Consider the following 24,834-nt stretch of genomic DNA (forward strand, 5'->3'; position numbering starts at 1 on the left):
GCCCTCGCCACCCCCGCCTTGGTTGCCATAACGCCTGAGCAGATCACGCCCCTCCGCCTGGCTGAGGCTGTCACCGACGACGACGACGTCGACGTCCTTTCCGGCCAGCATCGATTCCGCCTCCCAGGGCTGGCGCGCCTGACGCACGTCGTGGCCCCGGCGATCGAGATGATCGGCGAGTTCGGTCGCCACCACGTCGGCGACGCAGATAAGCCCGATGACGGCGCGTGCGGCCATGTTTTCCAACCGTTTCCTGGCAACCCGATATGAGTGCTGGACATCATGTTTATACCCAATCTACTTTCCACCGAAAGTGGGAGCGAGCGCATCGTGCGGGCGAGAATTGTCATTGTCGAGGATGAGCCCGATCTGAGAGAGGCGGTTGCCGAATATCTCGGCGCCGCCGGCTATGACGTGGCCACCGCCGAAACCGCGGCCGCCGCGCGCAGCCTGGTCGAAACGCAGTCGTTCCATCTCGCCATCCTCGACATCGCCATGCCGGGTGAGGATGGTCTATCACTCGGCCGCTGGTTGCGCTCGAGACTACCGATCGGCATCATCTACGCCACCGCCGCCGGCACCGCGCTCGACCGCATCGTCGGGCTGGAACTCGGTGCCGACGACTACATCGTCAAGCCATACGAGTTGCGCGAGGTGCTGGCGAGAGTCCGCAGCGTGCTGCGCCGCGTCCCGCAGCCAACGGAACCGCAGGACAGGAAAGCCGGGACGGGGCGCCGCTCCGTCGCCTTCGGACCGTTCCTGGCCGATCTCGACGGCAGGCTGGTCACCGGCGCCAACGGTGCGGTGATCGACATGGCCAAAAGCGAATTCGACGTGCTGGAGATTTTCCTCACCCGCGCCAACCGGCTTTTGACGCGCGCCGCGATCTCGGAGGCGATCGGCTTCACCGAGGATCCCGAATCCTCGCGCGCCGTCGACATCCGCATCATGCGCCTGAGGAAGAAGATCGAGGCGGACCCGGCCAACCCGAAATTCCTGCGCACGGTGCGCGGCGAAGGCTATATCTTCTCGCTGCCGGCCGGCGACGGCAACTGAGCGGGCGCGGGAGATTCCTCCTTCGCCCGTGCTGGTCTGTGGACGGATTCGACGCAATGCCTGCCGTCCAAAAACGCTCTCGGTTTGGGACAAGGCATAAAAATAAGGATTGAAGCGCGGCGCATGGAATCCGCTTGGCACCGCAACAATGGCTGAAAATGACCGCTGAAGCAGCAGGCACGGACATGCAAGACGGCCGGCAAGGCGCGGCGATGGCGGCAGTGCGTGTGGTCCGCCGGCTGCGCGAGGCCGGCGACTGGCAGCGCGAGATGGACGCCATACTGGAAACGCTGTGCCGCGCCATGGATTGCCAGCGCGGCATCCTGTTCCGCCTGCGCGAACTGCCCGGCCAGGGATTTGCCCAATCCGTCGCCGCCTACTGGATCGATCCGGTGTTCGGTGGCGAGCTGGCTTCGCCGACGGTGATCGTGCAGTCGATCATCAACGCCGACCCGTTGCTGGAACGCCTGCAGGAGGATGAACGGCAGGGCAAGATTTTCGCCGGCCATACGCGCGATCTCGAAGGCTTCCTGAGAGCCGATTTCGAAAAACAGAGCATCAAATCGTTCCTGTCCGTGTCCGTTTTCGCGCACGGCCATCTCTGGGGGACGCTGGCGGTCAATGATTGCGTCGAGGAGCGCGAATGGACCGACGAGGAAGAGGCGACGCTGCACATCATCGCGCTGGCCATCGGCGATGCCATCGAGCGCTCGCCCTCCGACGCCCACGCCAGCGAGGTCATCCGCCGCACCATGCTGCAGGCCTCGCTCGATGCCATCATCGTCATCGACGAGACCGGCTCGATCGTCGAATTCAATCCGGCCGCCGAGAAGATGTTCGGCTTCCTGCGCAGCGACATCCTCGGCAAGGACCTGCTCGATACAATCGTGCCGATCTACTACCGCAAGGGCTATGCTTCGGGAGCCGAGTATATGTCCGGGCGCGGCGCGCCGATGGTCGGACAGCGGCTCGAGACGGTGACCCAGAACGCCGCCGGCGAGATTTTTCCTATCGAACTGACGGCGACCGAGATGCGGGTCGCCGACCGCCGCCTGATCTTCGGCTCCATCCGCGACCTGCGCGACAAGCTGCGCGCCGAGGAGGAGATCAACCGGCAGCGCGAGAAGCTGCACCAGAACGAGAAGATGGCGGCAATGGGTTCGCTGCTTGCAGGCGTCTCGCATGAGCTCAACAACCCGCTGGCCGTGGTTGTCGCGCAGTCGACATTGCTGCACGAATTCGCCTCCGATCCGCAGACCAAGGTTCGCGCCGAGAAAGTGCGCGCCGCCGCCGAGCGCTGCGGCCGTATCGTCAAGAGCTTCCTGTCGATGGTCCGGCTGCATCCCACGGAGCGGGCCGAGACGGACCTCAACCAGGTGATCCGCGCGGCGCTCGAGGTGACCGCCTACGGCGCGCGCTCGAGCGGCATCATCATCGATACCGATTTCGCGCCTGGCCCGTTGCTGGCCATGGCCGACGCCGATCACGTCACCCAGGTGGCGGCCAATTTCCTCATCAACAGCCAGCATGCGCTGGCCGGTGTAGGCGGCGACCGGCTGATCAAGGTGCGGACCTTCCGCAGCGAGCGTGGCGATCCCGGTTTCTCGGTCGAGGACAATGGGCCTGGCGTGCCGGAAACGATCCGGTCCCGCATCTTCGAATCTTATTTCACCACCAAACCGGTCGGCGTCGGCACCGGCATCGGCCTGTCCATCTCGAAATCGATTATCGAGCGGCACAATGGCAATGTCTGGTTCGAGGAAGTGCTGCCGAATGGCGCCCGTTTCGTCGTCCAGCTGCCGGCCATTGCAGCCGGTATCGCCATTGCCGGCCAGAGCCAGCCGCGATCGAGCGGGCTGCGCCACGCCTTGATCATCGATGATGAGCCCGACGTCGCCGGTTCGCTCTCCGACATACTCGAACTAATGGGTATCAAGTCACGGATCGCGCTCGTCTGGGACACGGCCACAACCATATTGGCTGGCCACATGCCGCCCGACATCGTCTTTTCGGACCTGCGCATGCCTGGAACAAGCGGCATAACCATCTATCGAGAGTTGCTTACCGAAAGACCGGAACTGGCGCGGCGTTTTGTGCTGGTCACTGGCGACCTGATCGGCGCCAAGGCCGAAATCGAGGCGTTGCCGCCCTTGCAGCGTCCGCAGATTTTGGAGAAGCCGTTCAGCACGCTGGACGTGCGCAGCGTGCTTTCCGCCATTGCCGAACAGGCGGCTTTGAAGGGATAGGCCGCGCCAACCGGTATTAAAAAAGACCCCCGACCGACAAAGCGGCGGGAGCCGAAGGGAGCGCTGGACGCGCTCGGGGGAGCGCCGCGGCACGTTCCAAAGCGGCGCCGCTTCGGAACCGTGTTTCAGTCGAACTCAGAAAATATTCGGCGTATTGGTCAGCGGCGCGGCATTGGCGATCATCCGGACCGCACGGGCTTTGGCTCCGGACTGCTCGGCTATGGCCCGCAGGCAATCGACGCTCTCGGCGCCCCAAGCCTGACCCTTGCAGGCAAAGTCGATCATCGGCATCGGCAGGCGTGCGGTTCTGGCGGTGGTCATTGCGCCGCCGACGACGTTGGCCGGTGGATTGAGCGAAGCAAGGGCCGGGCCGACCGTCGGCGCGAACGCCATGCCGGCGAAGGCGCAAGCAGCCAGCGCCATGAACATCGCCATGGGGTGTTCGCTGGCGCGCTGGCGCAACGCCAGCTTCGGGCGGCGGCTAACGCGCTCTGGAGCCTGGGACCGGCGGTCGTTGCTGGCAATCTGAACTTTCGCATGCATCATCATCCCCTTCGTTGACTTTCTTTTTTTGATAAAACGAACTTAGTCGCACTCTGTATCAGCGGAAAGCTGGCGTGAATCTGACATTGTAACCGCTTTGAAACGGCACCCGCGGCCAGATCCCGCCAACTGACCATCACGCGCCCGCTTGCCGATCTCGGCTCGGCGGATCGGCAAGCGGGCAAGACGCGCGGCGACGCCTTTTGCCTCGGCTTCCGCCCTGGCAGGATTTGCTTCGAAAACACGCCGGAACCAAGCTTGAAACCCGGGCTAACGCCCGGATTCTCCGGGGTTTTCGGGGCGAGCCGTCACATCGGATTGGATTGAAATCGGCGCGCCAATTTTCTTTCGAAAATATGCTTGTTTCCACAAGCCATTGCATTTCAATGAAAAATATGATTATATTGAACGGATATTCAATAAAAAAGAGACGTTTTATGAACCCGCATCTCCGTGACGTGGCCATTCCCAACGATTGGGACCGGCGGGGACTGCCTGGCTGGAGCTACCATTCCGATGCCCTCCTCGAACTCGAGAAGGAGCACGTTTTCCGCAACCATTGGCAGATCGCCGGACATGTCAGCGACATCCCTAACGCAGGCGACTACCTGGCCATGGACGTCGTCGGCGAACGCGCCCTGATCGTGCGCGGCAAGGACGGCGTCGTGCGCGGTTTCAACAATATGTGCCGCCATCGCGGCAGCCGTGTCGTCGCCGACAGCCAGGGCAACTGCAAGAACGCGCTTGTGTGCCCGTTCCACGGCTGGGTCTACAATCTCGACGGCACGTTGCGCGGCGCTGCCCGCCCGCGTTCCTTTCCCGATCTCGACAAGACCGAGTTCGGCCTGATGCCGCTCGATCTGGAGGTCTGGATGGGCTTCATCTTCATCCGCTTCCGCGCTGGCGGCCCGCAGCCGTCCGTCGCCGAGCTGATGAAGCCGATCGAGCCCGAATTCTCACACTACAAGGCCGCCGACATGGTGCCCTCCTGGGGCATCTGGACCCAGAAAACTCCGGTCAACTGGAAGTCGGTGCGCGACGTCGACAATGAGGGCTATCACGTCGCCATGGCGCACCCGGCCCTGCAGGACCTCTATGGCGCGACCTATTTCGACGAACCCTTCGTCAACGGCGTGTCGCGCTCCTTCGCCAGCTACAACCCGCATGCCGGCCGTCGCTGGAGCGTCAGGAACTACGTCAAGATCGCGCCGGAGCCGGCGCATCTGCCGGACTATCTGAAGAAGGCCTGGGTCTACTATGGCATCTTCCCCAATGCCGTCCTGTCGGTGATGCCGGAATCGGTGCAGTTCTATCAGGAGTTCCCGCTGTCGACGGGTGAGACCCTGCTGCGCGGCGCCATTTACCGCTATCGCGACGAAAGCCGCGAGCAGGCTGCGGCCCGCTATCTCTCCTTCCGCATCGACCGCGACACCATGTCGGAGGATGTCCAGCTTTCGGTGTGGTCGAACGAATCCATGCTGTCGGAAGCCTTCGAGGGCTTTTACCTCTCAGACCTCGAATACGGAGTGCGCACCCACCACGACCATCTGCGCAGGCAGATCCCCGTGCTTGGGCTCGAAACGGCGCCGGAGGAGAAGGACATGTGGAACTTGAACGACGCGCTGCGGTCGCGTGGGTAAGCGGGCGCTGGAGCTGCTAATCTCCCCCTCGTGGGGGAAATCGGTTAATCACCCCCGCCACACGCCTTCTTTCCTCAAATCATCCATCGTGCGCGAAATGCCCTCGCGCAAAATGCCGACCATATCGTCGATCTGCTCGCGCGTGATGACCAGCGGCGGCGACATCACGCACATGTTGATCAGCGGCCGCACCAGCAGCCCGAGCTCGTGGCAATGCGCGTCGATGCGTTTGCCGACATTCTTGTCGAGCTGCAGCGGATCCTTGCTTTCGCGGTCGGCGACGCATTCGACGCAGCCCATCAATCCCAGGCCGCGCACCTCGCCGACCAGCGGCAATTCTTCCAGCGTCTTCAGCTGCGCCTGGAAGTAGGGCGCGACCGCTTGCGTGCGGGCGAGTATGCCCTGTTCCAGAAGGTCGAGATTCCTGAGCGCCACCGCGCAGCCGACCGGATGGGAGGTGTAGGTCAGGCCATGGCCGAACATCGCGTCGGGATGGTTCGACCGGCGCAGTTCCTCCAGCAGCCGTTCCGATATGATGACGCCGCCGAGCGGGAAATAGCCTGACGTCACGCCCTTGGCGAAGGTGATCATGTCGGGATCGATGCCGAACACATCGCCGGAGGCAAAGACATGGCCCAGCCGTCCAAAGCCCGTCACCACCTCGTCGGAGACATAGAGGATGTCGTTGTCGCGGCAGATCTCGCGAATGCGCTTGAGGTAGCCGTCCGGCGGCACGATGACGCCGCCGGAGGCCTGCACCGGCTCGCCGACGAAAGCGCCGATCTTGTCGGCGCCGACACGCGCAACGGTGTCGCGGAACTGGCCGACGAGGAAGTCGGTGAAATCAGCTATGCTCATGCCCTGCGGACGACGGAACGGATCGGGCGAGGACAGCTTGATCACCAGATCGTCGGCACCGTCCATCCAGTCGCGGTCGCGGGGGCGGCCATTGAGCGAGGCCGACAGATAGGTCGAGCCGTGATAGGCGCCGCCGCGCGACAGGATTAGCTTCTTCTCCGGCCGGCCCCGCACATTGTTGTAGAACTGCATGAAGCGCAGCGCCGTCTCCACCGCCGAGGAGCCGCCCGTGGTGTAGAAGACGTGGCTGAGATCGCCGGGCGCGTGACCGGCTATGCGAGCGGCAAGTTCCGCCGAAGGCGCGTTCATCGTGTACCACGGCGTGTTGTAGGACAGCGCCATCGCCTGGTCGTACATCACCCTGGCGAGTTCCTCGCGCCGATGACCGACATTGACGCACCACATGCCGGCTGGCCCGTCGATCAACCGCTTGCCCGTGCCGTCGGTGATGTAGATGCCGTCGCCTTCGCCGATCAACGCGCGCGCTTCCGCGCCGACCGAACCGGCATACGGCCAGGGCTGGACGAGATGGCGCCTGGCCAACTCGACGGCATCGGCGGCTCCAGCTCCGGCCATTTCGCTCGCCTTCAGGTCCCTCGCAGCCGCCATCGTCATCTCCACATCATTCGTCGAATTCAGGATTTCGAAATTTGGCCGGCAGTGCCGGGAATTTCCGGTATAATCCGCACCGTTTTGAATGTCCGTTCAATCAATATCTCAGAAATAGCGCTTGATTTCAATCCGCGGATGCGGGCATGATGAAAGAAAGCCGGCAAGCTCGGAGCGCGATCAGCAAAAAACTGGTCACCGGTTTGCGTTCGATCGCGCTCCAAAACAAAATTGGGAACAAACCGCCGGCGCCAGTCCAATGGGATACCGCATGGCGGGACGCTCCAGGCCAGCAACCGAGATCACAGCCGGAGCCCTGCCCCCCGGAGTCTGGCAATGACGGCGGCGGCGGAAGGGTCGCCCCCGTTGCGCATGACGCGGGCCAGACGAAATGCCCTTCTGCAATCCGAACCCGTGCAGGGCTTTGCCCTGATCAGCCCGACCTTTCTCTACGCGCTCATCCTCCTGGTCCTGCCGATCCTGGTGGTTATCGCCCACTCCTTCTGGACACAGAACTATCTGACCATCGACCGCACCTTCACGCTGGAAAACTACCGCATCGCCCTGACCGAGCCGATCTATCGCGATCTGTTGTGGCGCTCGCTGTATATCTCGCTGACGGTCAGCTTCTTCACCGTCGCCCTGGCTTATCCGATCGCCTATTTCATTTCCTTCCATGGCGGCCGCCACAAGAGCCTGTGGCTGTTCCTCATCACCATCCCGTTCTGGACCAGCTACCTGCTGCGCGTGATGTCGTGGAAGGTCATCCTCGGCTATAATGGCGTCTTGAACTCCGGGCTGATCGGCCTCGGCATCATCGACGAGCCGTCGACGGCGCTGCTCTACAATTCGAGCGCCGTCATCATCACGCTGACCCACGCCTGGGCGGCCTTCGCCATCCTGCCGATCTTCGTCTCGCTGGAGAAGATCGACCGGACCCTGGTGGAGGCGGCTACGGATCTCGGCGACGGTCCCTTTCGTTCGTTCCTGCGCGTGACTTTGCCGCTGTCGGCACCAGGCATCATCTCGGCGGCGCTGATCGTCATGATCCCAACGGTCGGCGACTACGTCACCCCCAAGCTCGTCGGCGGCAAGGACGGCGTCATGATCGCCAACGCCATCCAGGCGCAGTTCGGCAAGGCCTCGAACTGGCCGCTGGGCGCCGCCCTTTCCGTCACCACGATGCTGGTCGTGACATTGATGGCCGGCGCCACGGTGCTGGTCATCCGTGCCGCCCAGAGGCTTGCGCGATGAGCACGGCGCGACGTCTGCTGCCGGGCGGCTGGCTGTCGGCCTACGCCTTCCTCTATGTCGGCTTCCTTTATCTGCCCGTGATCTTCCTGCCGATCTTTTCGATCAACACGGCGGCCACACCGAAATTCCCGCTCACCGGCTACACCCTCAAATGGTACGAGGACCTGCCCAACACGCCGGCGCTGCTCGACGCCACCTGGAACAGCCTGATCGTTGGCGTCTCGGCGTCTGTCCTTTCGACGGTCCTCGGCATCCTCGCCGCCCGCTCGATCACCCGCTACCGCTATCCCGGCTGGCGAGCCATCAACGGTCTGATCATGGCGCCGCTCGTGCTGCCGGAAGTCATCGTCGCCATCTCGATGCTGCTGGTGATGCTGCAGCTCGGCTTGAGCCTCTCCCTGTTCACCGTCGTGCTCGGCCATGTCCTGGTCTGCATCCCCTATTCGATGACGGTGCTGACCTCCGGCTTCGAGGGCTTCGATCGCAGCCTCGAGGAGGCCTCGGCCGACCTCGGCGAGAGCGCCTTCGGCACCTTCCGGCGGGTGACGCTGCCGATGGTGGCGCCGGCGATCATCTCCAGCCTGCTGGTCTGCTTCACCATTTCGCTGGACGAGTTCATCATCGCCTTCTTTCTGACCGGTACCGAGGCGACGCTGCCGATCTATATCTGGGGCCAGTTGCGCTTCGCGGCCAAACTGCCGGGCGTGCTCGCGCTCGGAACGCTGCTGCTGGTCGCCTCCTTCCTGCTGATGACCGTCGCCGAAATCCTGCGCCGCCGCGCCGCCAGACGCACCCAGAACGAGGGAGGGCTTTATGCCTGAGCAGGTTTCATCCGGAGGAGCCCTGTCCGAACGGACGATGATCGAGATCAACGGCGTCACCCGCAGCTACGGCGCCTTCAAGGCGCTCGACGATGCCTCCTTGACCATTCGCGAGGGCGAATTCTTCTCGCTGCTCGGCCCGTCCGGCTGCGGCAAGACCACGCTGTTGCGCATGATCGCCGGCTTCGACAACCCGACCAGCGGTTCGATTTCGGTCGGCGGCCAGCCGATGGAAGGCATTGCCCCCAATCGCCGGCCGACCAACATGGTGTTCCAGAGCTATGCGATCTTCCCGCATCTCAATGTCGAGCAGAACGTCGCCTATGGCCTGAAGCGGCTGAAATTGCAGGCCGGCGAGGAGAAGCGCCGCGTCGAGGAGGCCTTGGCGCAGGTCTCGCTGACCGGGCTCGGCAAGCGTCTCGCCACCGAGCTGTCCGGCGGCCAGCGGCAACGCGTCGCGCTTGCCCGCGCGCTGGTGATGCGCCCGAAGGTGCTGCTGCTCGACGAGCCGCTGTCGGCGCTCGACAAGAAGCTGCGCGAGCAGATGCAGGTCGAGCTGCGCCGCCTGCAGCAGGCCGTCGGCATCACCTTCGTGCTGGTCACCCACGACCAGTATGAGGCGCTGGCCATGTCCGACCGCATCGCCGTGATGTTCGGCGGCAGGATCGCGCAGGTCGCCTCGCCCAAGGAGATCTACCAGCGACCGGTCAACCGCCAGGTCGCCGACTTCCTCGGCGGCATGAACTTCGTCAAGGCCGAGATCGTCGAGGAGAACGGCGGCTCGCTGGTCGTCGACACGCTGGGCTTCGGCCGTGTGAAGACCGACAAGCCGAAGGCCTTCGTGCGCAATGGCGGCGGCGCCACGCTCGGCATCCGCCCGGAGCGCCTGCGCGTCCTGTGGGACAACGCGACGGCCAAGTTCGAGGTTGCCGGAAAGGTGGTCGAACGCCACTATTTTGGCGAGATCACCCATTTGATCGTCGAGATCCCCGGCCTGGAAAAGCCGCTGTCGGTAACCGAGACCAACGATTTCGGCGCCGACGATATTCCGGTCGGCACTTCGATCCGCCTTGCCTACGATCCAGAAGCCCTGGTGGCGATGGCGGATTGACGGTCTGCGATGATCTTTCGCGCCGCTATGCGACCGGCAATGATCGCTCCTTCGACATAGCCGGGGAATGACGGCGACAGCTCCGACGATGCGAAATGAACAGGCGGCGCGCCGGCCAGGAGCATAGGCTCGGCATCGGTCGCCGCGACGTCGACGATGATGTCGCTGTAGCCGCCGCCGCTCCAGCGGTCATGCGTCCAGTCGCGCTGGGTGAACTCCGCGATTTCGGCCGCGTCGGGGCCGAGGGCTTTCACCAGTTTCCCGGTCACTTCGGCGCGCAGTGCCGCCTCGCCAAGCTCACCCCAGCGCAAGGCGAGCGGGCCGCCGACGAAGACGACCAGCGCCGCGTGGCCTTCATCCGGACTGGCATCGCAAGCGAACAGCCCCGGCGGGTCGCGCCACATCACCATGCCGCTCAAGCCGCGGCGGCGCCAGAAGGCAGCGGGGTAGCGCACCAGCACCTTGATCACGGCGCCGCTTTCCCAGATGCCGAGCGCCTTCGCCAGGGATTCGGGCAGAGCGGGCGTGAAGTCCAGTTTCGCCGCCATGACCGGGGGCACCGCGACAAGTGCCGCCCGCGCTTCAATGCCACCCGCCGCCGAGACGATGCGAACGCCTTGCGGTCCATGCTCAATGCATGAAACGGCTGCGTTGAGCCGCAGCCGGTCGCCGAGATCGCTGGCCAGGTCCTCGGCCACCGATTGCATCGTCTCGCGCAGGAAATACTGCAGCTCCGGCACCTCATTGGTGATGCGCCGATCATTGTCGATCAGGTGCCAAAGTGGCAGTTTCTCCAGCGCCAGGCACCACAGGCCTTCGATCATCGAGCGGAAGGCTGCCTTGGCGGCATCGGCATCGTCCTGCCGGTCGAGCCAGGCGGCAACGGTCAGCCCGGCAATCGAGGGATCGCCCGGTGCAATCGCGTTCATCCGCTCGCGGATCGCCATCGAGCCAGAATAGATTCGCTTCGCCTCGGCGGCGGAGATTGGCGGCTGGGCGATAACCGCGCCCTCGACGTAGGTTTCGACCAGCGTCTTGCCGCGCGCTTCGACAAGCGTCATCAGCTCCGGCATGTCCTCGCACAGAAACTGGCCGCCACTGTCGATGCGCTCGCCGGAGCCGATCTCCACCGATTCGACGCGCCCGCCGACACGGTCGCGCGCCTCGAGCAGCACGAAATCGACGCCGGCCTTTTTCAGCTCGAGCGCGGCCGACAGCCCGGTGAAGCCGGCGCCGATGATGACGACATCAGCTCTTGCGGATTCGCTGTTCAATAGCCGGCCTTGATCTTCTCGAACTCGGCGATCATCTTGAGCTTGAGCTGCGACGGCACCGGCGACTGGAACAGCGTCTTGTCGACGAATTTCTGCACATCGTCATAGCCTTTTTCCTTCAGCACGGCCTGATCGACGCCGGCCATGCCCTTGGCATTGGCTTGGCCATAGCCCCAGTCCTTGACCAGCACCTTGGCGGTTTCGGGATCGTTGACGGCGTTCAGATAATCATACGCCTTGTCGATATTGCCGGGCGCGTCCTTGAACAGCACATAGCCGCAGACCCAGGTCGAAATGCCTTCGTCAGTGTCTTTCTTGGCCTCGATAGGCACGCCGGCGGCGACCGACTGCACGGTGGCGTCGTTCCACGCCCAGGCAAGATCGACCTCGCCACCGCTCAAAAGCTGCACCACATCGGTTGTGTCGGTCCAGTAGGAGCGCACGTTCTTATGCACCTGGCGCAGGAAATCCGACGCCTGTTTGAACTGGTCGTCGGTCATCTTGGTCCAGTCCTTGACGCCGATGGCGAGGCTTGCCAGCGCATAGGCGTCGTCGACATTGTCGCCGATCGAAACCCGCCCCTTGAACTTCGGGTCGGCGAAAGCCTTCAGCGACTGCACGTCCTTGGCGTCGACCTTCTCGGAATTGTAGGTGAGCTGCGTATTGCCCCAGTCCCAGGGCATGAACCAGGCCTTGCCGTCGGCGGTCGTGGCGAGATCCTTCATCGCCATGATTCCGGGATTGAGATCTTTCCAGCCTGTGATCTTCGATGTGTCGAGCGGCTGCAGCAGGCCGGCCTCGCGCCATTTCACCACGCTCTGCGAGCAGGGATGGCCGAGATCGGCCTTGAAACCCGAGCGCACCTTTTCGAACGCCTCGTCCTCGTCGCCAAAGAAGGCGAAGGTCGGCGAATCGCCGTTCTTCTCGACATATTTCGGATGGAAGCTCGGATCCTCATAGCCGGACCAGTCGAACACGACCAGGTCCTTGTCGGCGGCAACCGCCAGGGCTGCGGCCGAGGCCGCCAGCACGCCAGTCAATGCCAGGGTCAATGTCAGGCGTCGGGCCAATGTCAGTCGCTGGATTGATATCTTCATTGCTGTTCCATCCTCTTTTATTTTATCGATTGCTTCATGCCTTGCGACGCGTGGCGGCTGCTCCCTGGTAATGTTTGGGGAATGCGGCCGACAGGAATTCATTGGCTGCCTGCAAGGCGCTCTCGCGGGTGGTGTCTTCGGTGCCCATCATCAAACGCAGCCACAGTCCCTCCAGCATCGCGCTGAGCGCCAGCGCCATGACCTGCGGCTCATAGGCATAGCCGCCGCTTTGCTTGAGCGTCGCGCAAAGCTCGATGAAGATGTTTTGGTAGACGGCATCGCGGGCGCTGCTCAGCGCCTGGTAGGTCGGCCGCGACTTGGCCTCGCCCCAGAAGGCGCACCAGGCCGCCAGCTTGCGCTTGTTGCAGATCGAACGGTCGAAATCGGCCGCGACCAGGGTCCGCAACTGGTCGGCGGGGTCGTTCCCCGCTTTCTCCAAGGCATTGCGCCAATGCGCCGAGTACTCGTCATACATATGTCGCAAGGTCGCGATCAGCAGTTTTTCCTTGCTCTCGAAATGGAAATTGACGATGCCGCGCGAGAGGCCCGCGCCATCGGCGACGTCGGCCATTGTCGTCTCCGAATAGCCGCGCTTGGCCAGCGAATCGATCGTCGCCTCGATCAGCTGAAGCTGCCTGACCTCCTTGGAGGCCTTGCGCCCGCGTTTCTCGGGTTCGCTCGATGCCTCGGCGGACTGCTCTTGGCGTGCTGCAATTTTCATGGGTGCGGTCATGCTCCACATCGCCGGCTAGCCGACCATCTTCGGTTTTTGCCCGCGAAGATGAGTGGGACGGTGCTCGCCACTGTCAAGCACCTTCTGCATGGCCTCCCAGGTCGATCACCGGCCGCTCGACATCGAAGCCGGTGACGTGCGCAGCGCCATGCCGTTCGATCAGATGCAGCGTGATGCCTCCGGACCCGCAGCCGATGTCGAGGATGGTCTTGCCTGCGAGCGAAAGTCCCTCGAGCACGCGGTCGACTTCGTCGGGCCCACCCGGCGACAGGTACCCGTCGCCCCAGAGCGCCTCGAGGAAGCGGATGGCGGCATCGTCATACTCCGGCTCGGCCTCGGCCGTTTCGATCATCAACCTCGATCCCCAATCGATGAATATCCGTCTCGAACGCCTGCAAAGCCTAGCCCATGTCTGGGAAAACGCAACATCATTTGTTGAACATTCATTCAATATAGCTGGACAAAACGACGCCCGCCATGGCAAATTTCGCGCATTGAGGGGACGGATCACGCCAAAATGAACAGCGGATCGCATCGAAAGACTGGGCCAAAATGAAAGCTTGGGATGCGATCGTCATCGGCGGCGGACACAACGGCCTGGTCAACGCCTGCTATCTCCAGCGCGCCGGGCTCGACGTGCTGGTGGTGGAGAAGAATCCATGGGTCGGCGGCGCCGCCACCAGCCGGGAATTGACGTCGGGCTTCCTCTATTCCAACTGTTCCTATGTCTGTTCACTGTTTCGCCCCGAAATCATGCGCGACCTCGAACTGCCGCGCTTCGGCCTGCAGGTTATCTCCTATGAGGGCGGCGCGGTGTTCACCAGGGATGGCGATTATCTCGCCAATTACCGGGACCATGATGCACACCGGCGCGAATTTGCGCGCTTCTCGAAACGCGATGCCGAAGCCTACGACCGTTATGCGCGCGACGTGACGCGCCAGTGCCGTTTCATCCAGCCGCTGTTGATGCGCACCGCGCCCGACCCGACCAGTCTGCGACCGCGGGACTTGGGCGAGCTCCTCTATCTGGGCAAGAAATTCGCGGGCCTGTCGGCGGAGGAAATGGCGCTGACACTGCGCTTCTGGACCATGTCGATCTCGGATTTCCTCGATGAATATTTCGAGACCGATGTCATCAAGGCAAATTTCGCTTTGTCCGGCATCATCGGCACGGCGCTCGGGCCGATGTCGCCCGGCACGGCTTATGTTCTGCTGCACCACTATATGGGCGAGGTCGACGGCTCGGTCGGCGCCTGGGGCTATGCGCGCGGCGGCATGGGCGCGGTGACCAAGGCGCTGGCGGCATCCTTCAAGGCGTCGGGTGGAACCATTCGCACCGGCGCCGAGGTCGACCATGTTCTGGTGAGCCGCGGCAAGGCCAAGGGTGTGGTGCTGGCCGGCGGTGAGGAGATCCGTGGCAAGCTCGTCGTCTCCAACGCCGACGTGAAGCGAACCTTCCTGAAACTGGTCGAGGAAAAAGAACTGCCAGAGATTTTCCTGCGCCGGGTCAGGAACTTCAAGATCCGAGGCTCGTCCGGCAAGGTCAACATCGCGCTGGACTCGATGCCCGAATTCCCGGCTCTGCCGAAGGATTCGCCGGTCTATCGCGGCGACATGCATTTCACCGATTCGATGGAGCGCATGGAGCGCGCCTATGACGACTGGAAGGCCGGGCGCTGGTCGGCCGATCCCTTCCTCGACATGGTCATCCCGACAACGCTCGACCCGACCATGGCGCCGCCCGGCAAGCATTTCATGAGCTGCTTCGTGCAATACGCGCCGCCCAAGGTAGACGGCCATGAATGGTCCGACGCCGATCGCGACGGCTTCGCCGAAAGCGTGGTTGCGCAGATTGCCGGCTACTCGCCCGGCTTTCGCGACCGCATCGCCCATATGGAGGTGCGCACGCCGCGCGAGATCGAGGCCGAGGTCGGGCTTACTGAAGGCAACATCTTCCAGGGCGAACTCACCTTCGACCAGCTCCTGTTCAATCGTCCGGTGCCGGGCTACGCGCAATACCGCTCGCCGGTCGGCGGGCTTTACATGTGCGGCTCCTCGACCCATCCCGGCGGCGGCGTCATGGGCGCGCCCGGCCGCAATGCAGCCGCCGAGATCCTGCGCGATCTCGCAAGATCGACCTCACATATGAGCCCGGCCCATGACGTCATATGATGCTATCGTCATTGGCGGCGGCCATAATGGCCTCGTCACTGCTGCCACGCTGGCCAAGGCAGGGCGCAAGGTGCTGCTGCTGGAAGCCGGGAACGATCTCGGCGGTGCCGCGTGCACCGAGGAATTCGCGCCGGGGTTCCGTGTCTCGTCGATCGCCCATCTGCTGAACCGCCTGCATCCCGACGTGGTGAAGACGCTGGAGCTGGAGAAGCATGGCCTGCGGATCACCCCAGATGACTTCGTGCCGTCGGTTGCGCTGTCGATGGACGGCCCCTCGCTCATCCTGCACGGCGCCTATGGCGAAATGCTCACCGGCGCAAGTTCGTCCGAGCAATCCGCGTGGAAGCAGTTGCGCGCGCAGTTGCTGCGCTACGCCGGCATCCTGGAACCCTTCCTCTCGCGTCGTCCGCCCGATCTGGCCGGCATGTCGCTGCTGGAGACGGCGGCGCTCGGCCAGACCGCTCTGGCGCTGAAAAGGCTCGGCAAGGAAGACATGCGCGATTTCCTGCGCGTGCTCTTGATGAACGTCGCCGACCTGCTCGACGAGCAGCTTGCAGACATCAGGCTGAAAGGGCTGCTTGCCTTCGACGCGACGCTCGGCAGCCATCTCGGCCCGCGCTCGCCCACCTCGCTGTTCGGCCTCTACTACCGGCTGGCCGGCGAGGCCGGCGGTGCGGCCGGCGCGCAGATAGTGCCGAAGGGCGGCATGGGCGCGGTGATCGCCGCCATCCGCGCCTCTGCCGAAAAGGCCGGCGTGAACGTCCGCACATCGGCGCCTGTCGCAAGGATCATTGTCGAGAAAGGCCGTGCCGTCGGTATCGCATTGGACGATGGCGAGGTGCTGCGCGCCAGGACGATCGTCTCGGCGACAAATCCGGCGACGACTTTGCTCGACCTTGTCGGTCCACGCGAACTCGACACCGGCTTCGTGCGCAAGGTGAACAACATCCGCATGAAGGGTGATGTCGCCAAGCTTCACCTGGCGCTCGACAGGCCGCCGCAATTCACAAATGTCGATGCCGCCGGCCACAGGGGGCGGCTGGTTGTCGCCCCCTCGCCCGACCACGTCGAGCGCGCCTTCAATCCATCCAAATACGGCGCGTTCTCGCCCGAACCGGTGATGGAGATCATGCTGCCCAGCCTCGCCGATCCATCGCTCGCGCCCGACGGCGCCTGCGTGCTGTCGGCGGTGGTGCAATATGCGCCCTATGCGCTGAAAGAGGGATGGGACGCCGGCAAGGCGAAATTCTTGGAGGCGATCATGGCTCAGCTCGAAACCTACGCGCCAGGCATCGGCAAGGCCGTGCGCCACACCGAGCTCTTGACGCCCGCCGACATCGAAACGCGCTACCGCATGCCGGGCGGCCACTGGCACCACGGCGAATTGCAGGCCGACCAGATGCTGATCTCGCGCCCGGTCTCAGGCTGGTCCGGCTACGACACGCCGCTCGACGGGCTGTTTCTCGCCGGTGCCGGTTCACATCCCGGCGGCGGCGTCTCCGGCGCGCCTGGATTGAACGCCGCTCGACGCATCATTGCGATGAAGGGGTAAGGTGATGTTTCAGTTGGCCGCAGTCGCGTTCTACGGCGAAGGATCGCCAGCATGAATCAGCAACCATCATCCGCCCGCATCGCCGCCCAATCCCACTTCCGCACGTTGCGTCTCGGCACGCCGTTCCAGCCGCGCATCGATGCTCTGGCCAGGACCCAGGATTGGTACAACTGGGTGGGCTACCGCGCCCCCCATTCGCTGTGGGACGAGGAGCTGGAATATTTCGCCATTCGCAGCCAGGCCGCACTCTTCGACATCTCCCCTATGACCAAATACCGTATCGAGGGCGCGGACGCCGAAGCCTTCCTCGATCGTGTCACCTTGCGTGACGTGACCAGGCTCAGGCCAGGCCGCGTCCACTATACTGCATGGTGCGACGACCAGGGCTTTGTCCTCGATGATGGCACGCTGTTCCGCCTGTCGCCGACACGGTTCCGGCTGTGTTCGCAGGAGCGGCATTTGCCTTGGCTGCTCGACAGCGCCATTGGGTTCGATGTGACTGTGGAGGAAGAAACCGAGGCCGTCGCGGGCCTGGCATTGCAGGGTCCGACCTCTTTCGCCGTGCTGCGTGATGCTGGTTTTGCCGGAGTCGAGAAGCTGAAGACATTCGACGTCGCCGAATTCCCGCATGATGGCGAAACCGTCACCATCTCGCGCACCGGCTTCACCGGCGACCTCGGCTATGAATTGTTCGTGCCGGCCGACAAGGCGCTGAGCCTGTGGGACCGGCTGATGGCGGCCGGCGAACTGCGCGGCATCCGCGCCATCGGCTATACCGCGCTCAACCGCGCCCGGATCGAGGCCGGGCTGATCGTCGCCAATGCCGACTTCACGACAGCCGAACACGCCATCCGCGCCGACCGCTTGCGCATGCCCGACGAGATCGGGCTCGGCTTCATGATCGATCTGGAAAAGGCCCATTTCAATGGCCGTCGCGCCATCTTCGAGGCGCGCGCCAAGCGCAAGCTGCGGCATGTGCTGGTCGGGCTGGAGATCGAAGGCAACATCCCGGCCGAACACGCCATCGTGTATCACGGAAAGAGCCAGGAGGTCGGGCTGGTCAGTGCCGCCATGTGGTCGCCGATGGCCAAGCGCAACATCGCCATCGCTTCGCTGGCGCGACCATATGGTGATACTGTTGTCGACGACCTCTGGGTCGAGATCTACGCCATGCGCGAGCTGCAATACCAAAAGCTGATGAAACGGGCCAAAGTGGTGCCGCGGCCATTCATCAAGCTCGACCGCCGCACCGCCAATCCGCCGGCGGATTTCTGACCATGGGCGAGGAAGCCGACAAGCAGCAAGAAGAGGCGGCCGAACAGTGGGAACTGGTCAACACGCCACTCGGCGAAAAATGGTCGGGCCGCACACGCTATGCCGCCGCCATGTTCTTCTACAAGCGCGGCGAGATGAGCGCCGAGACGCTTGAGGTCTACCGCATCTGCGCGCGGCTCGATTCGGAAAACCCGCTGCCGATCATCCGCGACCGCGGCGTCGGCAAGGACTGGCTGAAGCGCATGGGATTCGGCTGAACTTCCTATCCTATGGTCTTCTCCAGCATGGCCAGCCAGTTTCGGTAGGCGATCTTTTCGATCAGCGCGCGGCCGAAGCCGCGTGCGGCGAGCGCATCGATGAGCTTCGGCAGGCCGGCGGCGTCGCCAATGACCGCCGGGATCATGGCTCCGTCGAAATCGGAGCCGAGGCCAACCCCATCCTCACCCAGCGCCTGCAGCAGGGACTCGATGTGGCGCACCATGATGTCGAGGCCGGTATCGGCATTCATCTTTCCGTCCTCGCGCAGGAAGCCGGTGGCGAAGTTCAGCCCGACCATGCCGCCGGTTTCGCGGATCGCGCCGAGCTGCCAGTCGGTGAGATTGCGTGAGTGGCCGCAGATCGCATGCACGTTGGAATGGGTCGCGACCAGCGGCGCATCGCTGAGCGCGGCGACATCGCGAAACCCCTTCTCGTTGAGATGCGACAGGTCGATCATGATCCTGAGTTGGTTGCAGGCCTTGACCAGCGCCTTGCCGGCATCGGTCAAGCCGGGCCCGGTATCGGGCGAGGACGGAAAGCGGAACGGCACGCCATGGCCGAAAGCGTTCGGGCGGCTCCAGACGATGCCGAGCGAGCGCAAGCCGGCGGCATGCAGCACGTCGAGCATGGTGAGTTCGGGATCGATCGCCTCGACCCCTTCGATATGGAATACCGCCGCGATCGAGTCGCGCGCCATGGCGCCGCGCACATCTGCGGCATTGCGGCAGACGCTCAGCGCTCCGGCCCGTTCCAGCCTGAACAGGATCGAGGCCATCGCGATCGTCGAGGCCAGCGCATCGCTGTGCGGGAGTTCGGGCGGCAAAGGCTCGGTATCGCTGGGCGTCGACGGGACAGCGCCGCGCCGACCTTTCTCGACAGGCGGCGGGAAGATCGCGAACATGCCGCCGGCGAACCCGCCGGCCCGTGCGCGCGGCAGGTCGATATGGCCGCCCGCTTTCCCTTCCATGAACAGCTTTTCGACGTCCGGGTCTTTCGACTGATAGAGCCTGAGCAGCGTGTCGTTATGGCCATCGAAGACGGGAACGAGATCGGTTTCGGTCATGAAGGGATCATTCGGTTCGATGTGTCGCACGCCGCCCGCGATATACCATATCTACTTAGGCAAGATGGGCCGAGCGTGCAAATGCCAAAGCCGTGCTGGCCTATCACACTGTTTTACTCCCGCGGGTCCCGAATGGTAAAGCGCCGGCTGATCCTAACCCTTCAGCACGTCGGCCCACTCCGGATGGCGGCGGAACTGGGCGTTGGCGAAGGGACAGAGAGGGATGATCTTCTTGCCCGCCGCGCGCGCGTCCTCGACGGCGCGGGTGACGAGCCGAAGCCCGGCACCCTGGCCGCGAAACGCGTCGGGCACTTCGGTGTGGTCGATGATGATCTGGTGCTCGCCGATCCTGGTGAAGGTCATCTCCGCCTCGGCGCCGCCCGGACCGCGCAGCACGTAGCGGCCCTTGGAACCACGATCTTCGAGTTCGATCTCCGGCAGTTGGTCAGGCATCACTTACTCCTTGGGCCACGCCGGCAAAGAGCCGCCGCGCCGCCTCGATTTCGTTCGGCCGCACTTCGTGGCCGCCTTCATGCCACTCCACTGTGACATCGGCGCCATCGGCGCGCAAATAAGCTTCGAGCCGCGAAGTCAGGTTCGGCGGACAGATCGGATCCCGCGTGCCGGCGGTCACCAGAATGCGGCGCCCGGAAAGACTGCCGTTCACCTCCGGTTCGAACGGGATCAGCGGGTGCATCAGCACCGCCGCGTCGAACAGGTCAGGAGCTTCGAACAGCAGCGATGCCAGGATGTTGGCGCCATTGGAGTAGCCGAGAGCGTATATCGCCGACGGCTTCGCCGCTGCTATCTGCGCCTTGACGAAGCCGTCCATCTTCCGCGTCGCACGCGCCAGGTCCTGCATGTCATAGACGCCCTCGCCGGTGCGACGAAAGAAACGCGCGGCGCCTTGTTCAGACACATCGCCGCGTGGCGAGATGATGGTTGCCTGTGGCGCGAGATCGCGCCCCAGCGAGACGAGCTGGCCCTCGTCGCCCCCGGTGCCATGGAAGACGAAGAGCAGCGGACCGCCCGGCGAACCGGGCAGCACCTTGTGGATGTAGCTGTCTGTGCTCATGACCCCGCCCCTCAGTCTTCCAGCTTCTGCAGATGCTTTTCGAGATAGGGCCGCAGGTGCTGATGCTGCGCCGGCAGCTTCAAGGCTTCACCGAGATGGGCGGTGTCCTCGTCGCGGTCGAAGCCCGGCTCGTTGGTGGCGACTTCGAACAGAACGCCGCCCGGCGTGCGGAAATAGATCGCCCAAAAGTAATCGCGGTCGATCACCGGCGTCACCTGGTAGCCGGTATCCATCAGCGCCTTGCGCACTTCGAGCTGCCTGGCGCGATCCTCGACGGCGAAAGCGACGTGATGGACCGAGCCCGCGCCGAGATCGGCAAAGGCCGCACCGGGCAGCGATTCGATGTCGACGACATCGGCGCCATTGCCGTTCCTGATCGCCAGCCGCCTGACATTGCCGGACTTGTCGACTTCCTCATAGCCCATGAACTTCAGGAGTTCCTCGGTGGCGCCACCATCCTTCAGACGCAGCGACACGGAGTGAAAACCACGGATCGCCTCGTCGGCGGGAATGCCGCCCTTTGTCCATGGCGCGCGGGTGTCGGCCTTGTCCTCGACAAGCGCGAAACCGTCGCCGTCCGGTCCGGCGAAGGCCAGACGCTTCTCGCCAAAGGTCTCTTCGCGCGACAGGCCGGTGATGCCTTCCTCGGCGAAGCGCCTTTCCCAATAGGCGAGCGTGCCTTCCGGCACCGAATAGGCGGTGGTGCCGACTTCGCCGACGCCGTGACGGCCCTTGCCGATGTTGGGAAACGGAAAATAGGTCATCACCGAACCAGGCGTGCCGAGCTCGTCGGCATAGTAGAGGTGGTAGACGTCGGGTGCGTCGAAATTGACCGTTTTCTTGACCCGGCGCAGGCCGAGCTTCCCGGTGAAGAACTCATTGTTCTGGCGGGCATCGCTGGCCATCGAGGTGACGTGATGCAATCCCTTGATCTGGTTGAGCATGAGTGCTGCTCCCTTGTTCTGTTGCGGCCCCTGCCGCTGTCCCCGTCAATATGAGCATCGGCCTGTCCCCGTCAAAGGCGGCAAAGGCGAGATGGACTGTACTCTGGAAGTGAACAATCGAAGGCAGTTTGTTCACCAATCACCAGCGGGCCGGGCTTGCGCCGCGGCTGAATTTCGGTTCCATGAGCGGCGCTCGAACATAAAGGCAAGGATATCGCCAGTGACCGCAAAAGGCACGCGTCCGAACGTTCTCCTGATCACCTGCGATCAATGGCGCGGTGACTGCCTTTCGGCGGCCGGCCATCCCCTGGTGAAGACGCCGAACGCCGACGCGCTGGCCGCCGAGGGCGTGCTTTTCAAACGGCACTATGGCGGCGCCGCACCGTGCTCGCCGGCCCGCGCCTGCCTCTATACCGGCCTCTACCAGATGAACAACCGGGTTTGCCGCAACGGCACGCCGCTCGATGCCCGTCACGGCAATTTAGCGCTTTCGGCGCGCGCGCTGGGCTATGACCCGACATTGTTTGGCTACACCGACGTGTCGCTGGATCCGCGCCGGCTCGCTCCGGCTGATCCGCGGCTGCGAAGCTATGAAGGCGTGCTGCCTGGCTTCACGGTGCGCCAATTGCTGCCCGAGCATCAGAAGCAGTGGCTGTCATGGCTGGGAATGCAGGGCATCGACACCGGCGCGGGCTCTCCCGCGATCCATCGGCCGGCGAACGGGGCAGGCGATGCCGGCTCGGTGACGACTGCGCCGCCCGTCTATTCGAAGGAGCAGACGCCGACGGCTTTTCTCGCCGGCGAGTTCATCCGATGGCTGGGCGAACAGGAGCATGCCGCGCCCTGGTTCGCGCATCTGTCCTTCATCAGCCCGCATCCGCCTTTCATCGCGCCTGCACCATACGAAACTATGTACGACCCCGCCGACGGCCCCGGCTTTCGCCGTGCGGCGGGCTGGCGCGACGAGGCGGACAGCCATCCCTATCTCGCTTATGACTTCGGCAGGCAGGAAAAGCACAAGTTTCGACCTGGCGCCGCAGGCAGCGTACATGACTGGAGCGAGGATGATTTCCGCCGCATCCGCGCGATCTATTACGGCATGATCTCGGAAGTCGATGCGCAGCTCGGCCGAATCTGGCAGGCGGTCAAGGCGGCGGGCGCCTGGGACGACACGGTCATTGTGCTTACCTCCGACCATGCCGAGATGATGGGCGACCATTTCATGCTGGGCAAAGGCGGCTTCTTCGACGCCAGCTATCATATCCCCCTGATCATCCGCGACCCGCGTCACGGCCGCACCGCGGGCGTGGCCGTCGACCGCTTTACCGAGGCGGTGGACATATTGCCGACCTTGCTCGACCTGCTGGGGGGCGAACCGGCGCCGCACCTCGACGGACGCTCGCTGCAGCCGTTCATCGCCGGCAAGGAGCCGTCGGACTGGCGCGATGCCGCGCATTGGGAATTCGATTTCCGCTCGATCGCGGAAGGCGATGCCGAACGGCATTTCGGCCTTGCCGCGCGCCAGTGCAACCTCGCCGTGATCCGCACGGAAAAATTCAAATATGTGCATTTCGGCGGCGGCCTGCCACCATTGCTGTTCGATCTGGAGAAGGACCCCGCCGAGCTCGCCAATCTCGCCGCCGATCCCGCCTATCTCCCGATCAGGCTCGAATTCGCCGAACGGCTGCTTGCCTGGCGGGCCGAACATCTCGACCAGTCACTGGCGCTGGCGGAGCTGACCAGGGATGGCGTTGTGGGCTATGTAAGTAGGGCAGTAGGGGAATAGGGAATTCCTACTGCCCTACTGCCCTACTGCCCTACTGCCCTACTGCCCTACTGCCCTAGCTATCTCACGATCATCCGCTGCTGCTCGCGGTTCTGCGCATAGCTGCCCTTGTCATAGGCGGCCTGGGCCTCGAGCTGCTCCTTGGTGAAGGTCGTGTAGAGATATTTGTTGCCGTCCTTGTCGGTCATGAATTTCAGGTTGTCCATGCCGACGGCGACTTCCTTTTCGCCGATACCGAGGAAACCGCCGACATCGACGATGACCGCGTCGGGCTTGTTGTCGGGCGTCAGCACGACATCGCCGATCTCGCCGACCCTGGCGTCGTTGGCGCCGTAAACGGTGGTGCCCTTCAGATCGTCGGCCCTGATTTCGCCAACCGGCATAGCGGTCAGCGTCGACTTGTCGATGGCGGCCGTCTGCGTCTGGTCGGGAGTCGTGGCTGCCGGAGCTTCGGCTGTCTTGTCAGCCGGAGCGGCGGCAGGAGCCGTGGTAGCAGCCGGCGCGGTTGCCGCCGGCGCATTAGAAGCGGTCGTGACCGGAGCCGGATCGTAGGCCTTGCGGTTGAAGTCCGGCAATGCCTGCAGCTCTTCCTTGGTGGTTTGGGCCACCAGCCAGCGGTCGCCGTTTTTCTCGGCCCACTGGGCCTTGCCGAAATCATAGGTGACATTCTTCTCGCCGATGCCGAGGAAGCCGCCGACGCCGATGACCAGTGATTGCGCCTTGCCTTCCTTGGTCAGGACGATGTCGTTGACGTTGCCGATGTTCTGCGCATCGTCGCCGGTCCCGTTATAGACGCTCTCACCGATGATGTTGGTGGCGAGATTGCCGTCGGCGCGCTTCACCGGTTCCGCGGGAGCCGCGTTCATGTCGGCTGGCGCCTGGGCGGTATCGCTCGGCGCGGATGTGGACGGCGCCTGTGCGGTTGTCGATGCGGCCGGTGCCGGAGCATAGGGCTTGGTGTCGAACTCCGGCTGCGCCGTCAACTGGTCTTTGGTCGTCTGGGCGACCAGCCACCGGTCGCCGTTTTTCTCGGCCCACTGCAGCTTGTCATAATCGAAGGCGACATTCTTCGTCCCGACGCCCAGAAAGCCGCCGACGCCGATGATTACGGATTTGGCCTGACCGTCCTTGTCGAAGACGATGTCGGTTACTTTGCCGATATTCTCGGCATTGTCGCCGGTGCCGTTATAAACCGATTCACCGACGATGTTGGTGGCGATGCTGCCCTCGGCGTGCACCACAGGAGCGGCGGGTTGCTCCGCGCCAGGCGCAGCCGGTGTCGGTGTTGTCTGCGCATGCACGCCCGTCGCCACGAGCATGGCAAGAGCAGTCGTGGCTAAAAGATTGCGGATCATGATGGTTTCTCCTCGTGCCTGATTTTCATGCATGCCGCACCGGCCTCCGCCGTCATCGGCGACGGGCGAACGCGGCATTCGCGTGATCACAACGTCGTGACTGCGCCCATTG

Annotated in this window: 22 protein-coding genes and 1 pseudogene; 11 read left to right on the plus strand and 12 right to left on the minus strand. The window is 63.6% G+C overall.

The genetic code is table 11. The features are described from left to right. Positions 1–237 (minus strand): annotated as a pseudogene (locus LB533_RS00005) (DNA-binding response regulator); the annotation flags it as partial. Positions 238–282: 45 nt separating this feature from the next. Here LB533_RS00005 and LB533_RS00010 point away from each other — a divergent pair. Further along, complete coding sequence (locus LB533_RS00010; protein ID WP_181169558.1) at positions 283–1,056, plus strand: response regulator transcription factor; 774 nt, start codon at positions 283–285, stop codon at positions 1,054–1,056. Between the two features lie 158 nt (positions 1,057–1,214). After that, positions 1,215–3,302, plus strand: coding sequence for a sensor histidine kinase (locus LB533_RS00015; RefSeq protein WP_181169560.1), 2,088 nt, complete (start codon positions 1,215–1,217; stop codon positions 3,300–3,302). 135 nt (positions 3,303–3,437) lie between these two features. Here the strand turns inward: LB533_RS00015 and LB533_RS00020 are convergent, their stop codons facing one another. Beyond that, the gene (locus LB533_RS00020) at positions 3,438–3,845 is read right to left on the minus strand and encodes a hypothetical protein (protein ID WP_224676393.1); all 408 of its coding nucleotides are present in this window, start codon (positions 3,843–3,845) and stop codon (positions 3,438–3,440) included. Positions 3,846–4,282: 437 nt separating this feature from the next. Between LB533_RS00020 and LB533_RS00025 the strand changes: the two genes are divergently transcribed. Further along, positions 4,283–5,485, plus strand: a complete 1,203-nt coding sequence (locus tag LB533_RS00025; RefSeq protein WP_224676394.1) for an aromatic ring-hydroxylating oxygenase subunit alpha — start codon at positions 4,283–4,285, stop codon at positions 5,483–5,485. Between the two features lie 48 nt (positions 5,486–5,533). Here LB533_RS00025 and LB533_RS00030 read toward each other — a convergent pair whose 3' ends face one another. After that, the gene (locus tag LB533_RS00030; protein ID WP_224676395.1) at positions 5,534–6,952 is read right to left on the minus strand and encodes an aminotransferase; all 1,419 of its coding nucleotides are present in this window, start codon (positions 6,950–6,952) and stop codon (positions 5,534–5,536) included. A 336-nt stretch (positions 6,953–7,288) separates the two neighbouring features. Between LB533_RS00030 and LB533_RS00035 the strand changes: the two genes are divergently transcribed. From LB533_RS00035 to LB533_RS00045, 3 genes are read left to right on the plus strand one after another with little or no spacing between them, the layout of a single operon-like run. Continuing rightward, positions 7,289–8,206: an ABC transporter permease gene (locus tag LB533_RS00035; RefSeq protein ID WP_224676396.1), complete on the plus strand. Its 918-nt coding sequence runs from the start codon at positions 7,289–7,291 to the stop codon at positions 8,204–8,206. Then, positions 8,203–9,027 (plus strand): ABC transporter permease, encoded by an 825-nt coding sequence (locus LB533_RS00040; RefSeq protein ID WP_140643572.1) that lies wholly within the window; start codon positions 8,203–8,205, stop codon positions 9,025–9,027. The genes LB533_RS00035 and LB533_RS00040 overlap by 4 nt, the downstream gene beginning before the upstream one ends. A gap of 37 nt (positions 9,028–9,064) precedes the next feature. Next, positions 9,065–10,138, plus strand: coding sequence for an ABC transporter ATP-binding protein (locus tag LB533_RS00045; protein WP_140643635.1), 1,074 nt, complete (start codon positions 9,065–9,067; stop codon positions 10,136–10,138). Here the strand turns inward: LB533_RS00045 and LB533_RS00050 are convergent. From LB533_RS00050 to LB533_RS00065, 4 genes are all read right to left on the minus strand, one after another. After that, positions 10,102–11,412, minus strand: coding sequence for a flavin monoamine oxidase family protein (locus tag LB533_RS00050; RefSeq protein ID WP_140643573.1), 1,311 nt, complete (start codon positions 11,410–11,412; stop codon positions 10,102–10,104). The genes LB533_RS00045 and LB533_RS00050 overlap by 37 nt on opposite strands. Beyond that, positions 11,409–12,509, minus strand: a complete 1,101-nt coding sequence (locus tag LB533_RS00055; protein WP_140643575.1) for an ABC transporter substrate-binding protein — start codon at positions 12,507–12,509, stop codon at positions 11,409–11,411. Before LB533_RS00055 ends, LB533_RS00050 begins: the two co-directional genes overlap by 4 nt. Positions 12,510–12,543: 34 nt before the next feature. Further along, a complete protein-coding gene (gene betI, locus LB533_RS00060) occupies positions 12,544–13,230 on the minus strand; it encodes a transcriptional regulator BetI (RefSeq protein WP_224556287.1) in 687 nt (228 codons plus the stop codon). A gap of 85 nt (positions 13,231–13,315) precedes the next feature. Then, positions 13,316–13,594, minus strand: a complete 279-nt coding sequence (locus tag LB533_RS00065) for a methyltransferase domain-containing protein (RefSeq protein WP_224556289.1) — start codon at positions 13,592–13,594, stop codon at positions 13,316–13,318. A gap of 200 nt (positions 13,595–13,794) precedes the next feature. Between LB533_RS00065 and LB533_RS00070 the strand changes: the two genes are divergently transcribed. The 4 genes from LB533_RS00070 to LB533_RS00085 are packed head-to-tail and all read left to right on the plus strand — an operon-like array spanning position 13,795 to position 18,498. Then, positions 13,795–15,414, plus strand: a complete 1,620-nt coding sequence (locus LB533_RS00070) for a phytoene desaturase family protein (protein WP_224676397.1) — start codon at positions 13,795–13,797, stop codon at positions 15,412–15,414. Continuing rightward, the gene (locus LB533_RS00075) at positions 15,401–16,966 is read left to right on the plus strand and encodes a phytoene desaturase family protein (RefSeq protein WP_224676398.1); all 1,566 of its coding nucleotides are present in this window, start codon (positions 15,401–15,403) and stop codon (positions 16,964–16,966) included. The genes LB533_RS00070 and LB533_RS00075 overlap by 14 nt, the downstream gene beginning before the upstream one ends. 51 nt (positions 16,967–17,017) lie before the next feature. Then, positions 17,018–18,241 carry an aminomethyltransferase family protein gene (locus tag LB533_RS00080; RefSeq protein WP_224676399.1) on the plus strand — a complete coding sequence of 408 codons (1,224 nt, stop codon included), beginning with the start codon at positions 17,018–17,020 and terminating at the stop codon, positions 18,239–18,241. Between the two features lie 2 nt (positions 18,242–18,243). Beyond that, positions 18,244–18,498 carry a hypothetical protein gene (locus LB533_RS00085; protein ID WP_140517897.1) on the plus strand — a complete coding sequence of 85 codons (255 nt, stop codon included), beginning with the start codon at positions 18,244–18,246 and terminating at the stop codon, positions 18,496–18,498. 5 nt (positions 18,499–18,503) lie between these two features. On the opposite strand, the gene LB533_RS00090 is transcribed toward LB533_RS00085, so the two are convergent. From LB533_RS00090 to LB533_RS00105, 4 genes are all read right to left on the minus strand, one after another. Further along, positions 18,504–19,562: a dipeptidase gene (locus tag LB533_RS00090; RefSeq protein WP_224676400.1), complete on the minus strand. Its 1,059-nt coding sequence runs from the start codon at positions 19,560–19,562 to the stop codon at positions 18,504–18,506. 153 nt (positions 19,563–19,715) lie between these two features. After that, entirely contained in the window at positions 19,716–20,015 is a 300-nt protein-coding gene (locus LB533_RS00095; protein WP_140500600.1) for a GNAT family N-acetyltransferase, read from the minus strand. After that, positions 20,008–20,637 (minus strand): alpha/beta hydrolase, encoded by a 630-nt coding sequence (locus LB533_RS00100; RefSeq protein WP_224676401.1) that lies wholly within the window; start codon positions 20,635–20,637, stop codon positions 20,008–20,010. The genes LB533_RS00095 and LB533_RS00100 overlap by 8 nt, the downstream gene beginning before the upstream one ends. 11 nt (positions 20,638–20,648) lie before the next feature. Further along, a complete protein-coding gene (locus tag LB533_RS00105; RefSeq protein WP_224676402.1) occupies positions 20,649–21,581 on the minus strand; it encodes a VOC family protein in 933 nt (310 codons plus the stop codon). A 220-nt stretch (positions 21,582–21,801) separates the two neighbouring features. On the opposite strand from LB533_RS00105, the gene LB533_RS00110 reads away from it, so the two are divergent. Then, on the plus strand, positions 21,802–23,367 hold the full coding sequence (locus LB533_RS00110; protein WP_224676403.1) for an alkaline phosphatase family protein: 1,566 nt from the start codon (positions 21,802–21,804) through the stop codon (positions 23,365–23,367). 59 nt (positions 23,368–23,426) lie between these two features. On the opposite strand, the gene LB533_RS00115 is transcribed toward LB533_RS00110, so the two are convergent. Further along, a complete protein-coding gene (locus LB533_RS00115) occupies positions 23,427–24,722 on the minus strand; it encodes a PRC-barrel domain-containing protein (protein ID WP_140643589.1) in 1,296 nt (431 codons plus the stop codon). Between the last annotated feature and the right edge of the window lie 112 nt (positions 24,723–24,834).

Source organism: Mesorhizobium sp. BR1-1-13, from assembly GCF_020165515.1.
GTDB lineage: Bacteria > Pseudomonadota > Alphaproteobacteria > Rhizobiales > Rhizobiaceae > Mesorhizobium.

Excerpts from the sequence above, each read along its gene's own strand:
- LB533_RS00075 (WP_224676398.1), top strand. The coding sequence starts at position 15,401 with ATGACGTCATATGATGCTATCGTCATTGGCGGCGGCCATAATGGCCTC.
- LB533_RS00105 (WP_224676402.1), bottom strand. The coding sequence starts at position 21,581 with ATGCTCAACCAGATCAAGGGATTGCATCACGTCACCTCGATGGCCAGC.
- LB533_RS00080 (WP_224676399.1), top strand. The coding sequence starts at position 17,018 with ATGAATCAGCAACCATCATCCGCCCGCATCGCCGCCCAATCCCACTTC.
- LB533_RS00015 (WP_181169560.1), top strand. The coding sequence starts at position 1,215 with ATGACCGCTGAAGCAGCAGGCACGGACATGCAAGACGGCCGGCAAGGC.
- LB533_RS00095 (WP_140500600.1), bottom strand. The coding sequence starts at position 20,015 with ATGCCTGACCAACTGCCGGAGATCGAACTCGAAGATCGTGGTTCCAAG.
- betI (WP_224556287.1), bottom strand. The coding sequence starts at position 13,230 with ATGAAAATTGCAGCACGCCAAGAGCAGTCCGCCGAGGCATCGAGCGAA.
- LB533_RS00020 (WP_224676393.1), bottom strand. The coding sequence starts at position 3,845 with ATGCATGCGAAAGTTCAGATTGCCAGCAACGACCGCCGGTCCCAGGCT.
- LB533_RS00025 (WP_224676394.1), top strand. The coding sequence starts at position 4,283 with ATGAACCCGCATCTCCGTGACGTGGCCATTCCCAACGATTGGGACCGG.
- LB533_RS00065 (WP_224556289.1), bottom strand. The coding sequence starts at position 13,594 with ATGATCGAAACGGCCGAGGCCGAGCCGGAGTATGACGATGCCGCCATC.
- LB533_RS00010 (WP_181169558.1), top strand. The coding sequence starts at position 283 with ATGTTTATACCCAATCTACTTTCCACCGAAAGTGGGAGCGAGCGCATC.
- LB533_RS00085 (WP_140517897.1), top strand. The coding sequence starts at position 18,244 with ATGGGCGAGGAAGCCGACAAGCAGCAAGAAGAGGCGGCCGAACAGTGG.
- LB533_RS00090 (WP_224676400.1), bottom strand. The coding sequence starts at position 19,562 with ATGACCGAAACCGATCTCGTTCCCGTCTTCGATGGCCATAACGACACG.
- LB533_RS00070 (WP_224676397.1), top strand. The coding sequence starts at position 13,795 with ATGAAAGCTTGGGATGCGATCGTCATCGGCGGCGGACACAACGGCCTG.
- LB533_RS00100 (WP_224676401.1), bottom strand. The coding sequence starts at position 20,637 with ATGAGCACAGACAGCTACATCCACAAGGTGCTGCCCGGTTCGCCGGGC.
- LB533_RS00115 (WP_140643589.1), bottom strand. The coding sequence starts at position 24,722 with ATGATCCGCAATCTTTTAGCCACGACTGCTCTTGCCATGCTCGTGGCG.
- LB533_RS00045 (WP_140643635.1), top strand. The coding sequence starts at position 9,065 with ATGATCGAGATCAACGGCGTCACCCGCAGCTACGGCGCCTTCAAGGCG.
- LB533_RS00040 (WP_140643572.1), top strand. The coding sequence starts at position 8,203 with ATGAGCACGGCGCGACGTCTGCTGCCGGGCGGCTGGCTGTCGGCCTAC.
- LB533_RS00030 (WP_224676395.1), bottom strand. The coding sequence starts at position 6,952 with ATGGCGGCTGCGAGGGACCTGAAGGCGAGCGAAATGGCCGGAGCTGGA.
- LB533_RS00055 (WP_140643575.1), bottom strand. The coding sequence starts at position 12,509 with ATGAAGATATCAATCCAGCGACTGACATTGGCCCGACGCCTGACATTG.
- LB533_RS00035 (WP_224676396.1), top strand. The coding sequence starts at position 7,289 with ATGACGGCGGCGGCGGAAGGGTCGCCCCCGTTGCGCATGACGCGGGCC.